This is a genomic window from Dehalococcoidia bacterium (genome assembly GCA_030648205.1).
Taxonomy (GTDB): domain Bacteria; phylum Chloroflexota; class Dehalococcoidia; order JAUSIH01; family JAUSIH01; genus JAUSIH01.
The window spans coordinates 1-12,297 of sequence record JAUSIH010000084.1 but is presented as its reverse complement, the minus strand read 5'-3'; the positions used below and the strand labels follow the sequence as shown (position 1 = coordinate 12,297).

Below are 12,297 nucleotides of genomic sequence, written 5' to 3'. Positions count from 1 at the left end.
TTTCCGTCTAGCGCGCACGCGCCGGAGAGCGCTCGTTCATGAACTTGACGACCTCGCGAACGCACTGGTCCGGGATGACCGCGTGGACGCCGTGACCGTAGCCAGGGAAGATGACGATTTTGCAGTCAGGAATCTGTGACCGCATGATCTCCACCTGTTGCGGCGTGGCGATGGGCGACTTCTCTCCCGCCAGGACGAGCGTGGGCACCTTAAGCTCATGGAGATGGGGAGCGAAGTCCAGGGTCCCGACATACTCGTGGAGCTTGACGGCGTTGGCCGGGACCGTCATGCCCATCTGGTGAATCCACCACTCCGCCAGTTGCGGCGGCGCGGCCTTTACGTCGATGCGCTGGCCGATGGTCTGCCGCGACCAGTTGTCCGCGCCCTTGGCCAGCGCCTCGCTGGCGGAGCCTTCCTTGACGGGAAACTTCTTCGCCAGGTCTTCGTGCGGGACGCGGAAGGGCGTGGAGGTGAGCACCAGGGCGCGGACGCGCTCCGGGTGCTTCCACGCGAACACCAGGCCGAGTACGCCGCCGAACGACTCCCCCACATACGTGACCTTGTCTATGCCCAGGTGGTCCAGCAGGCCGACCAGGTCGGCGCTGAAGGTGTCCACCGACGGCGTGTACAAGTCGGGCGGCATGGCGGAGCGTCCCATGCCGCGCATGTCCGGGCGCAGCACCTGGAACCGGCCGGAGAGCAAAGGTACCCAGGGGTACCAGAAACGCCCGTTGCGGGAGAACCCATGCTGGAGGAGGACGGTCTGGGGCGCCGTCCAGGGGTCGGCGAAGCAGTCCAGGTCGTAGTAGAGTTCGGCGCCGTTGATGCGTGCATAAGGCATAGGGCGTTCCTTTCTTGAGGCCTTGCGTGGCCTCCTTGGGTTTTAGGTGCGAAGGCGAGGGTCCCAGATGTCGCGCAGGGCGTCGCCCAGCAGGTTGATGCCGAGCACGGCCAGTGACACGGCGATTCCGGGAAAGATGGCGAGCCACGGAGCCACTTCGAAGTAGGTGCGGCCCGGGCCGGACAGGTCCGCGCCCCAGGAGGGCGTGGGCGGCTGCGTGCCGAGGCCCAGGAAGCTGAGCGACGCCTCGACGAGGATGGCGCGCGCCAGGCCTGCGGTGGCGACGACCACTACCGGCGCCATGATGTTCGGCAACACGTGCCGCCAGATGACCGCGGGGTCGCGCGCGCCCACCGCCACCGCCGCCTCCACGTAGGTGTTCTCGCGCACGGAGAGTACGGACGACCGCACAAGCCGCGCCATCTGCGGCATCATGACGATGCCAATGGCAATCATGGCGTTGGTGATACCGGGGCCGAGCACCGCCACGAGCGTGATGGCCAGAATGAGCGTGGGAAAGGCAAGCAGGCCATCCGTAGCGCGCTGGACGACCATGTCCGCCGTGCCGGGCCAGTAGGACAGGATGCCGAAAAAGACGCCCGCCACAGTGCCAATGCCCACCGAGACGATGCCCACCCACAGCGCGACGCGGGTTCCATGGATGACACGGCTGAGGACGTCGCGTCCGGCGTGGTCTGTGCCGAAGACGTGGTCAGCGGACGGTGGCTCCAGCGTGCGCGCGGAATTCATCGCCAGAGGGTTATAAGGGCTGATCACAGCCGCGCCGAAGGCCAGCAGCACCAGCACCGCCATAAGCAACGCGCCCGCGGAACCGAGCGGCTTGCTCCGCGCGAAGCGCCTGACGCTTCGCCACAAGCCGCTCTTGCCCCACGCAGCCTGTGGTGAGGAGAGCGTCAGTGTCGCCTGACCGTCCGCCACGTTGACCGCTCCGCTTTACTTGTCGAGCCAGGCGTACCGCAGCAGGTACTGGCCGACGAAGCTGGGACTGTTGTAGTCCTTCACATAGGGCTGCGAAACGGCAAGATCAAGCTGCTGGAAGTACACTCCCGCGAAGCCTTTCTCGACGATCATCTTGTCGATCTGATTCACCAGGTCCTTGCGCTTGGCCGGGTCCATCGTCCCGAGCATCTTCTCGATAAGCACGTCCAGTTCCCTGTCGTTGCCGTACTGCTTTTTGTTGGAGTGGAACCAGCGCTCCGCCTCCGGTCCGGACTCCTCGCTGGCGGAGACGATATGCGACATGGCCTGGAACTTCAGTTTGTTGCGGTTGTCAATGAACGTGGTGAAGTCCTGGTTTTCCAGCCTGGCTTTGATACCAAGTGGCGAGAGTTGCTGCTCCACCACCTCCAGTGCGGCAAGGCCCAGCGACTGACGCGGCGAGCCCGCCAGTGTGAATGAGAAGCCGTTGGGCTGTCCACCGTCCGCCAGAAACTTTTTGACCTTCGCCGGATCGTAGGTGTAGAGCTTCTTCATCTCGTCCGGGTACCACGCCAAGCCCCAGCCGGGCGGGCCTCCGTTGACGACGCCGGACATCACGCCCGTCCCCTGCGTGACGATGTCGATGAGCTGCTGCCGCTGCAGGCCGAACACCACCGCCTTTCGCAGATTCTCGTTGTCGAACGGCGGCGCGAATGGATTGAAGTAGATGCCGATGGCCCCGCCCGGCGACTTGATCTCGTTCAGGTCCGGCACTGCGCGGCGCAGTGCCACCAAGTCGGGCGCGCGCAACTCACCGATAACGTCCACGCGCCTGGTGCGGAAGCTGGCGACGCGCGTCGCCAGGTCCGGCACTATCAGCACGCTGACACTATCCACGTAGGGGACACCCTGTTCGAAATACTTGGCGCTTTTGACCAGCTTGTAGTTGACGCTGCGTGTGAACTCCTGCAGTTCGAACGGGCCAGTGCCCACCCACTTTAGACTGAACGCGCCCGACTGCGTGTACTTCGCCTTTGGCACGATGAACTGATGCGCTTCTGAGAGCGCGTGTGGAAAGAGGGGGTCCGGCTGCTTCGTCTTCAGCTCCACCGTGTACTTGTCGGTGGCGCGGGCGCTGGCGTACTGCGTCCACAAGCTGGCGTATGTGGGATGCGTCGCCTGCTGGCTCAGCAGGCCCGCGCTGTAGACGACATCGTCAGCGGTGACCTCCGTCCCGTCGTGGAAAAGCACTCCTTTGCGCAGTGTAATGACGTACGTGACGTCGTCCGTCTGCTTCCAGGACTCCGCCAGGTCGGTGATGATCTCATTGTTCTTGTCGCGCTGCAACAGCTTGTTGAATGCCTGGCCCACCACGACAACGCATGAACTGCTGGCGCAGAGCAGCGGGTCGGTGTGCAACAGGTCCACATGCTGCGCGTAAACGACCGTCCCACCGCGCTTGCGTTGCTGGACGGCTGTCGCAGGCGTGGGCGTGGGATTTCTCGGCGCTGAGGCCGCGGGCAGTGGCGCGCTTGGCGCCGTAGGCTGGGGCGCCGCCGGCGCGGGAGCGGTGGACGGCGCGGACGGGGCCGGCTGTCTGGGAGCCGGTGCCGATGGCTGCGCGGGCGCCGCCGCGGGGGCGCAGGACGCGGCCACCAGTACCAGTCCTGCCAGACTGACTCCCACTACGCGGGCGAGTTCGCGGACAGGTTTCATGGCGTTTCCTCCTCCAGTTGTTTCCAATCGTTCAGGACAAGCGAATCCGAGGGTCCAGAGCGCCGTAGGTCATGTCCACGATGAGATTGACGATGACGAAGGCAGCGGCCAGCAGGAAAACGTTGGTCTGCACGGTCAGGTAGTCGCGCGCGAGCAGCGCGTCCACGGTGAGCCGTCCGATGCCCGGTAACGAGAAGATGCGTTCAATTATGACCGTGCCGCCCAGGAGGTGGCCGAACTGCAGCGCAGTGACCGTCAGCACCGGTATGGCGGCGTTACGGAAGGCGTGGCGGTTGATGACGACTTGCTCCGCCAGGCCCTTTGCGCGCGCGGTCCGCACGTAATCCTGCCGGAGCACCTCCAAAAGGCTGGAGCGCGTCAGCCGCGTCACGATGGCCGCCAGGTATGCGCCAAGCGCGATGGACGGCAGGATGAACTGCTGAATGTTGCTCCACGGGTCTTGCGTCAGCGACACGTATTGCAAGGGCGGTATCCATCCAAACCAGATGGACGGCAGGATGATCAGCAACGTGCCAAGCCAGAAGTTCGGTATGGCGAGCCCCGCGATGCCCAGCAGCCGCGCGACATAGTCCGTCGGCCGGTCCTGGTACACGGCGGAAAGGATGCCCGCCGGAATGCCAATGAGCAACGAGACCACTGTCGCAAGGAGGGTTAACTCCAGCGTGACGGGTACGGCGTTCGCCAGCATTACACCGATGGGCTGATCGGTCCAGAGCGAGACACCCCAGGACCCCGTGATCACGCCGCTGATCCACCCGGCGTACTGGACATGGATGGGCTGGTCCAGGCCCAGCCGCGCGCGCATGGCCACGATATCCGCCGCTGTTGCTCCCTCGCCTAAACGGGCCGTCGCTACGTCGCCTGGGAGAATTCGCACCATGAAAAAGACGAGAAGCGAGACACCGAGGATGACGGGGATGGCGAGCAGGAGGCGTCGGGCTATGTACTGCCTCACGGGCCAATATGCTCCTCTGCGACACCCATACAGTCGACAGTTCCCCGCGTATCCCTGCGGCATGCTTCACGTTGGGAGTGGCAGGTGTCGCTCTTCGGAGCTTACGCGATAATTGAGACGTTCCCGCCGACTACTGAGGACGCGCAAATGATACAGGAGTGGGGAGACGGGTGTCAACGACGCGTCCCTCTGCTCACCCGCGCCGGGCCGACGGGTTGCGACGCCACTGCGTCGGTGGGTATCTGACACGGGCAGGGCAGGGATAAGGCGATGCAGGGACGGACGGGTAGGGGAAGGCGCCAGGACGGGGTGAGGTCCTACGGCCCCTTATGCTTCCACAACGTGCCCTGCGGGCCGTCTTCCAGCACCACTCCCAATTCGGTGAGCCGGTCGCGGATGCTGTCGGCGAGGGCGTATTGCCTGGCCGCGCGCAGTCCCTTCCGCGTCTCCACCAGCAGATCGATGAACGGCTGGGCTTCCAGCAGGTCGCCGCCCTCGCGGGGGCGCAGCGTCAGTCCCAGCACGCCCGCCATCTCCCGCAGCGCTGTCTGGGCCTGGGCCACGTCCACGCCCGCGTCCCGGGCGCGGTTGACCTCACGCGCCAGGTCAAACAGCGCCGCCTGCGCCTGGGGCGTATTGAAATCATCGTCCATGCTGGTGGTGAACCGGTCACGGTAGGGTTGGGGGTCCAGCGCGTCCGCCGCGCCGCTTCCCGGGACTTCCACGGCGCTCCGCAGGCGCGCCGCGCCGCGCTCCATGCTGGCGATGGCCGCCTCATCATAGGTGAGGGGTTTGTGGTAGTGCGAGGAGAGGACAAACAGGCGCATGGCGTCGGGGCTGAACCGCGCCAGCGCGTCCCGCACCGGTACGATGTTCCCGAGCGACTTGCTCATCTTGTCTTCGGACACCTGGAGCAGGCCGTTGTGCACCCAGTAGCGGGCGAAGGGGGTCTTGCCGGTGAACGCCTCGCTCTGCGCTATCTCGTTCTCGTGGTGGGGGAAGACCAGGTCCTGCCCGCCCCCGTGGATGTCCACCTGCTCGCCAAGGTAGCGCAGCGACATAGCGGAGCACTCGATGTGCCACCCCGGCCTGCCCTGGCCCCACGGGCTTTCCCACGAAGGCTCGCCGGGTTTGGCGGCCTTCCACAGGGTGAAGTCCATGGGGTGCTCCTTGGCGGCCCCCACCTCCACTCGTGCTCCCGCCTGCATATCGTCCAGCGCCCTGTGGGAGAGCTTGCCGTAGTCGGACTTCTGCGTGACGCGGAAGTAAACGTCGCCGCCGGACGCGTAGGCGTAGCCTTTGTCAACCAGCCCGCGCACGATGTCGAGGATTTGAGGGACCTCCTCCGTCGCGCGGGGATAGACGTGCGCGCGCTGGATGTTCAGCGCGTCCATGACGGAGAAGTACTCGGCGATGTAGCGCTCGGCCAGGTCGTGCGGGCTGACGCTCAGCCGTTTGGCCCGCTCAATGATCTTGTCGTCAATGTCGGTGAAGTTCTGGACGTGGCGCACCTTGTACCCGCGCCACTCCATGTAGCGCCGCAGCGCGTCGAAGATGATGTAGCTCATGGCGTGGCCCACGTGGCTGGAGTCATACGGGGTCACGCCGCAGACGTACATCCGCACGGGGTCGCCCCGCGGGAGGAAGTCCTCTTTCTGCGCGCTCAGCGTGTTGTAGATGCGGACAGCGCTCATGCTCTATGCAAACGAGACCGCGGGCGGAAGCCCGCGGCACGTGTCCCCTGCAAGTCCATGTCTATGATGCCTGCTCCAGCAACGCAACGGCGTATGCGGTGATCCCCTCTCCGCGTCCGGCGTAGCCCAGCCCGTCTGTCGTCTTGGCCTTCACTCCCACTCTGTCTATCGGGAGGTCCAGCGCCGCGCCGAGGCCCTTGCGCATCGCCTCGACGAAAGGCGTCAGCCGCGGTCGCTCGGCGACTATTGTAGCATCCACGTTCTCAATGCGCCATCCCTTGTCCCGCAGCATCCCGGCCACGCGCTCCAGCAGGAGCAGGCTGCGCACCGCCCTGTACCGCGGGTCGGACGACGGGAAGTGCGTCCCGATGTCTCCCAGGGCGGCGGCGCCCAGCAGCGCGTCCACCACCGCATGGGTCAGCGCATCGCCGTCACTGTGGCCCGCCAACCCTTTCTCGAAGGGGATATCCACTCCGGCCAGGACGAGCTTGCGTCCTGCCTCCAGCGGATGTACGTCGAAGCCGATACCCACGCGCATCACTCAGCTCTGCTCCTTGTGCGTCTCTATCTTCGCCGTGAAGCCTCTTGCGCAATCCTCTGATGGGGCTTAGACTGGAAATCAATTTTAGTCGAAACGGGCATTGTGCGCAGTGCCCTGGAAAGCGGGAGCGGTGGAAACGGAGCCACCTTACGCCCTCAAGGCGACCCAGAGCTTACCCCTCGAGTCCATCATGCCGGACCGCGAGAGGCTGTTCCGCAAGTTCGCACTGGCCTACCGGCTTACCGATCCGTTCTCCGGCATCTGCCCGGACGACTGCAGGAAGTGCGAGGAGCGCGAAAGCCTCATGCTCCTTCCCTACGAGGAGGAGTTCATCCGCGCCCAGTTCGCGGGGCAATCCGGGCGCGTTCCCGCCGACTTTCCGCAGGCCGTTGTCACGGTGGGCAAGTGCCGCCTCAATGTGGGCTATGCCCCCGGCGATGCCGCGCCCTGCCCCATGCTGGAGCAGGCCACCGGGTTCTGCGCCATCTACACGTCCCGGCCCTTCGACTGCCGGAGCTTCCCTCTCGTCCCGTATTTCCGAGCGGACGGCGGTGTGGATTTCAAGCTCGCTCGCTATTGTCCCATCGCTACCAGGGTCTCGGAGGAGTTCATCCGCGTCACCCGGGAAATGTGGGAGACGTTCCTGGAGGACCTGCCCCTGGGATGGCGCAGGCTTTACAACAGCGACTCGCGGAAGCACACGGGCGCCATGCTGCCGACCTCGAAAGCGAAGGTGAGCTGGGTACGGCCGCCGGTCGCCCGGTAGAAGGCTCACGCCCCCTTCCGCGGAAGAGCCGCTTCCCGCAGGTACGCTTCCGCCAGGGCGAGGTCGTCCACCGTCGTCACCTTGATGTTCCGGTACGAACCCATGTAGGCCACCACGGGGTGTCCCAGCCGCTCGACCAGCGCCGCGTCGTCCGTTACCTCGGCGTCAACGTCATTGTGCGCCCGCGTCAGCAGGTCGCGGCGGAAGACCTGGGGAGTCTGGGCCGCCCAGAGCTGGCCCCGCTCCAGCGTCTCCACGACGCGCTGCTCAGCGTCCACCCGTTTGATGGTGTCCGTCACCGGGACCGCCGCGACGGCGGCTTCCGCGCGCTGCGCCGCTTCCAACCCTCGCTCAATTGTCTGGGCCTCAACGCACGGACGCGCTCCATCGTGCACCACGACCCACCGGCACGGGGGCAGGCCCTGCAGCCCGCGCTTGACCGAGTCCTGGCGTCGCGCCCCGCCCGCGATGATGCGGGACACCTTGCGCCAGCCCTCCGCTTTCGCCAGTGATTGCGCCTGCGCTACGCTGTCCTCCGCGACCACCAGCACGATGCTGCCGACAGCGGGACACGACTCGAAGGCGGCCACCGTGTGCGCCAGCAGGGGCCGGCCTAACACCGGCGCGAACATCTTGTCGGTGCCGTTCATGCGGACGCTGCGGCCCGCGGCCACAATAATAGCTCCCACGTCGGCCGGAGCGACCGGATGGGAGCCTGGGGAAGCGCCGCCCATGGTTCAGGCGGCCCGGGGTAGAGCGAAGATGATGCGGCCCGCGGCCGTCTGAAGGACTCGGGTCACGACCACGTTGATGTCCGTATTGATGTAGCGTCTGCCGCTTTCCACCACCACCATCGTCCCGTCGTCCAGGAAGCCGATGCCCTGGCCCGCCTCCTTGCCCTCCTGTATAACCCGCAGAGGCATCTCCTCTCCCGGAAGAACGACGGGCTTGAGCGCGTTCGCCAGCTCGTTGACGTTGAGCACCTTGATGCCCTGGATTTCAGCCACGCGGTTCAGATTGTAGTCCGTCGTCAGGATGGGGCTGTGCAGCTTCACGGCCAGCTTCACCAGCTTCGCGTCCACTTCCGCGACGTCGGGCAGCGGGACGTCCATGACCACAACAGGGACTTCCGCGTTCTTGCGGAGCTTGTTGAGCATCTCCAATCCCCGGCGGCCTCGATTGCGCCGCAGCGGGTCGCTGGAGTCCGCAATGTGGCGCAGCTCGTCCAGCACGAACTGGGGGACGACCAGCGTGCCGTGGAGGAAACCGGTCTGCGCGATGTCGGCCACGCGCCCGTCGATGATGGCGCTCGTGTCCATCACTACCTGGCTGTGTCCGTTGCGGGATGCCCCGTTTGTCCGCACGCTGCCCTTCACGTCCACCAGGGCGGGTTCAGATGGTATGTTCAGTATCTGGAGGATGTCGTGCTCTCGGGCCAGGAGCACGGACACGCCGAGGTAGCCCATGATGATCGCCACGACGATGGGCAGCACCATGCCCAACAGGCCCGGCAGTACGGACAAAGGAAGGGCGAGGAGCGTCGCTACCAGCAGTCCCAGGACAAGCCCGACGATGCTGGCGAAAAGCGTGGCTGTGGGGACTTCCTTGAGGCTCTTCATGAGCCACCGAGCAGGCAGGATGACCGGCAGGGGAGCTATGAAGAATCCGACAAGCGCCCCGGCTGCAACAAAGGCCGCGACCCAGATACGCGGTTCTGAAGCGCTCGCTAGACCCGCGGCAACCTGACCAAGCCGCCATCCGCCGTACCCGCAGACGACCAGCCCGATAAGCCGCACCAGTAGGTTGACAACCACCGCCTCGCCACCTTTCAGCTGAGGAAGGATGTGATCGCTCGATGGCATGCGGAAGGCAATTCCCCTTCCTCCACGACTTACGTCTCTAGCGTAACATAAAATCCGCGTTGCTGTCAAAAAGGACGAATCCCTGCGTTTGAGTTCTTACAATCTTCTGTCCAGAAAATATAAAAACATGGGCAAACCCAGTGCCCCTGCGAACGCGAACGCCAGGAACTTCACGATCTGTCCCGCCAGCACAATGACAAAGAATAGCCACACCGGGTATCGCAGCACGCCGGCGGCTATGCCCGCTGCGTCGAAGACGGGGTTGGGTATCGCCGCGAGCAGGAAAAGGATAGGCCAGCCTCTCTTGCGCATCCAGCCGGAGATGGTCTTGTAAGGCCCCGTGTTCTGGGCGACGGCGTGTCCGCCATATCCCATCGCATAAGACGTGAGTTCCCCCAGGGCCGCGCCCAGGGCCGCCACAAGGGCTACCGGCACGGGGCTGAGGACTGAACCTCCCACAAGGACGACCACTGGCCCTGGCAGAGGAAGAAACACGGAGGCGCTGCTGAGAAAGGAGATGAGAAAGACCGCGGGGTAGCCTATGTTCCGGACCGTGCTGTCGATGTGCTCCAGATAACCTCGGAAGACATATGCGAGCACGGTGAGACCCACGAAGAGCGCCACGGCCGCGACGGCCACCGCGATGTCCCGTTTGCTGGGCTTGAGAAACGGACGGGCGGAGGTCGGCTTTTCTCCGGTCGTCTGCTCACGCTGGCTTGTCACGTCTTCTGGCATGTCGTTTGCGGTCCCCCTCGGCGCGGACTTCACTACGGCTGGAGGAACTCATCGATTAGCGCGTTGAACTGGTCGGCCTTCTCCATTTGCGGCCAGTGCCCGCACTGGTCGAAGACCTGCAGTCGAGACCCTGGCGCCGCCTGATGGGCCCGGTGCGCATGGGACACGGGGATCACTCCGTCCTGCGCGCCCCACACCGTCAGGAGCGGCGCCTGCAAGCGCGGCAGGCGGGCCGCCAGTATGAAATCCGTCTTCTGGCCCCACACGTTCACGCCGGTCCGCAGGGCCGCCAGCAGCGCCTGTTTGTTTCCCGGCCGGGTGCGCGCCGCCGCCACATCCTGGACAAGATCATCGGTTATCAGATGCCAGTTGGACCGGTGCAGCAGCAGCCGCAGAAGCGCGCGGGTCCCTTTCAGGCCCGGGTCAATCAGCGCCTCTCCCAGCAGCGGGATGCTGAGCACCCGGAGGAAGAGCGCCACCTCACGCCCCAGTCCGCCGCTGTCCACCAGCACCAGGCGGGCTACTCGCTCTGGCCGCTCCAGGGCATAGTTCAGGGCCACCAGCCCGCCCATGGACTCGCCCACCAGGCTCACGCGGGCCAGCCCCACCGCGTCCAGAAACGCGTCCATGAAGCGGACGCCGAACTTCAGGCTGTACCGCTCGGGCGGCATCTCCGAGTACCCGTGGCCCGGCAAGTCCACCGCCAGGACGTGGCGCTTGCCCGACAGCGGGCTGATATTGGCGCGCCACGAGGCAACGGACATGCCCAGCCCGTGGATGAGCACGACAGGATCGCCCGTGCCCGCGTCTACGTAGCGAGTGCGGACGCCCAGCGTCTGCACGTAGCGCTCCTTGTTTTTAGCCGTGGCGCTCATGGACATCTCATACGCGGGCGAGCAATCCGTTTCGGCATAGCATACGGTACGTGTCAAGACGGAGCGGGGAGCGACGCTTCCTGCTCCGTCGGCTTCTATGCGGCTCACACCCGCGACGGCCTACTTGCGCGCCTTCGCGGGCTCCGGCGCCTCGGCCTTGCGAAAGACCAGGCCGTCCTGCCCCGCGTCCGCCACCACATGGTCGCCCGGCTTGAACTCGCCCGTCAGCACCGCTTTCGCCAGCGGGCTTTCCACGTGCCGCTGAATGGCCCGCCGTAGCGGGCGCGCGCCGTACACGGGGTCGAAGCCCTCCTTTACCAGGAGCGTCCGTGCCGCCTCCGTCAGCTCCACGGTAATCCGCTGCTCCGCCATGCGCTTCTGGACCTCCTTCATTAGAAGGCCCACAATCTGCGTTATCTGCTCCTGCGTCAGCGGCTCGAAGATGATGACCTCGTCAATGCGGTTCAGGAACTCAGGCCGGAACGCCTTCTTCAGCGCGCCCTCCACGGACTCACGCAGCCGCTGGCGCTCCATCTGCGCCTCCGCCGTGGGACGGGCGAAGCCGACCGCCTGCCGCCGCCAGTCAATGGTCCCCAGGTTGCTGGTCATGATGACCACGGCGTTGCGGAAGTCCACCGTGCGGCCATGCCCGTCCGTGAGCCGTCCGTCTTCCATGATCTGGAGCAGCGCGTTGAACACGTCCGGATGGGCTTTCTCTATCTCGTCAAACAGTACTACGCTGAACGGACGTCGTCGGATTGCCTCGGTGAGTTGCCCGCCCTCCTCGTAGCCCACATAGCCCGGCGGCGCACCGATGAGCCGCGAGACCGTGTGCTTCTCCTGGTACTCCGACATGTCTATGCGCACCATGGCGCTCTCGTCGTCGAACAGGAACGCCGCCAGCGCGCGGGCCAACTCCGTCTTGCCGACGCCCGTGGGACCCAGGAAAATGAAGCTGCCGATGGGCCGCTTGGGGTCCTTCAGGCCAGAGCGCGCGCGACGCACGGCGTCGGCCACCGCCGCGATGGCCGCGTCCTGACCGACCACGCGCTCGTGCAGGCGTTCCTCCATGTGGACGAGCTTCTCCCGCTCTCGTTCCAACATCCGGCTGACCGGAATGCCCGTCCACTGGGCGACGACCGTTGCCACGTCATCCTCGTCCACACTGTCGTCCAGGCCCTTCTCCTGCATCCAGGACTGGCGTGCGTCAGTGAACGTCTTGTTCAGGGCGACGCGATCGGCCTTAATCTTGGCGGCGCGGTCATAGTCCGTGGCGACGGATGCCGTCTCCTCGTCCTTTTCAAGCTGCTTCAGCTTCTCCTGCTGCTCCCGCAGCGCGGGCGGCAGGCTGG

12 protein-coding genes are annotated in these 12,297 nt (G+C 65.2%); 1 reads left to right on the top strand and 11 read right to left on the bottom strand.

The features are described from left to right. Window positions 1-7: 7 nt before the first annotated feature. From Q7T26_09710 to ispF, 6 genes are all read right to left on the bottom strand, one after another. Window positions 8-841, bottom strand: coding sequence for an alpha/beta hydrolase (locus Q7T26_09710; GenBank protein MDO8532415.1), 834 nt, complete (start codon window positions 839-841; stop codon window positions 8-10). Between the two features lie 42 nt (window positions 842-883). Beyond that, a complete protein-coding gene (locus tag Q7T26_09705; protein MDO8532414.1) occupies window positions 884-1,780 on the bottom strand; it encodes an ABC transporter permease in 897 nt (298 codons plus the stop codon). 15 nt (window positions 1,781-1,795) lie between these two features. Then, a complete protein-coding gene (locus tag Q7T26_09700) occupies window positions 1,796-3,496 on the bottom strand; it encodes an ABC transporter substrate-binding protein (GenBank protein MDO8532413.1) in 1,701 nt (566 codons plus the stop codon). A 31-nt stretch (window positions 3,497-3,527) separates the two neighbouring features. Continuing rightward, window positions 3,528-4,472: an ABC transporter permease gene (locus Q7T26_09695; protein MDO8532412.1), complete on the bottom strand. Its 945-nt coding sequence runs from the start codon at window positions 4,470-4,472 to the stop codon at window positions 3,528-3,530. 317 nt (window positions 4,473-4,789) lie between these two features. Next, on the bottom strand, window positions 4,790-6,166 hold the full coding sequence (gene cysS, locus Q7T26_09690) for a cysteine--tRNA ligase (protein MDO8532411.1): 1,377 nt from the start codon (window positions 6,164-6,166) through the stop codon (window positions 4,790-4,792). Between the two features lie 61 nt (window positions 6,167-6,227). Further along, window positions 6,228-6,704 carry a 2-C-methyl-D-erythritol 2,4-cyclodiphosphate synthase gene (ispF, locus tag Q7T26_09685; GenBank protein ID MDO8532410.1) on the bottom strand — a complete coding sequence of 159 codons (477 nt, stop codon included), beginning with the start codon at window positions 6,702-6,704 and terminating at the stop codon, window positions 6,228-6,230. Between the two features lie 133 nt (window positions 6,705-6,837). Between ispF and Q7T26_09680 the strand changes: the two genes are divergently transcribed. Continuing rightward, window positions 6,838-7,473, top strand: a complete 636-nt coding sequence (locus Q7T26_09680) for a hypothetical protein (protein MDO8532409.1) — start codon at window positions 6,838-6,840, stop codon at window positions 7,471-7,473. 5 nt (window positions 7,474-7,478) lie between these two features. Here Q7T26_09680 and ispD read toward each other — a convergent pair whose 3' ends face one another. The 5 genes from ispD to Q7T26_09655 all read right to left on the bottom strand — a co-directional run. Beyond that, window positions 7,479-8,207: a 2-C-methyl-D-erythritol 4-phosphate cytidylyltransferase gene (gene ispD, locus Q7T26_09675; protein MDO8532408.1), complete on the bottom strand. Its 729-nt coding sequence runs from the start codon at window positions 8,205-8,207 to the stop codon at window positions 7,479-7,481. A gap of 3 nt (window positions 8,208-8,210) precedes the next feature. After that, window positions 8,211-9,287, bottom strand: coding sequence for a PIN domain nuclease (locus Q7T26_09670; protein ID MDO8532407.1), 1,077 nt, complete (start codon window positions 9,285-9,287; stop codon window positions 8,211-8,213). Between the two features lie 144 nt (window positions 9,288-9,431). After that, on the bottom strand, window positions 9,432-10,070 hold the full coding sequence (locus Q7T26_09665) for a VTT domain-containing protein (protein MDO8532406.1): 639 nt from the start codon (window positions 10,068-10,070) through the stop codon (window positions 9,432-9,434). Between the two features lie 32 nt (window positions 10,071-10,102). Further along, entirely contained in the window at window positions 10,103-10,945 is an 843-nt protein-coding gene (locus Q7T26_09660) for an alpha/beta fold hydrolase (GenBank protein MDO8532405.1), read from the bottom strand. A 120-nt stretch (window positions 10,946-11,065) separates the two neighbouring features. Continuing rightward, window positions 11,066-12,297: AAA family ATPase (locus Q7T26_09655; GenBank protein MDO8532404.1), on the bottom strand; the 1,232-nt coding region annotated here is incomplete at its 5' end.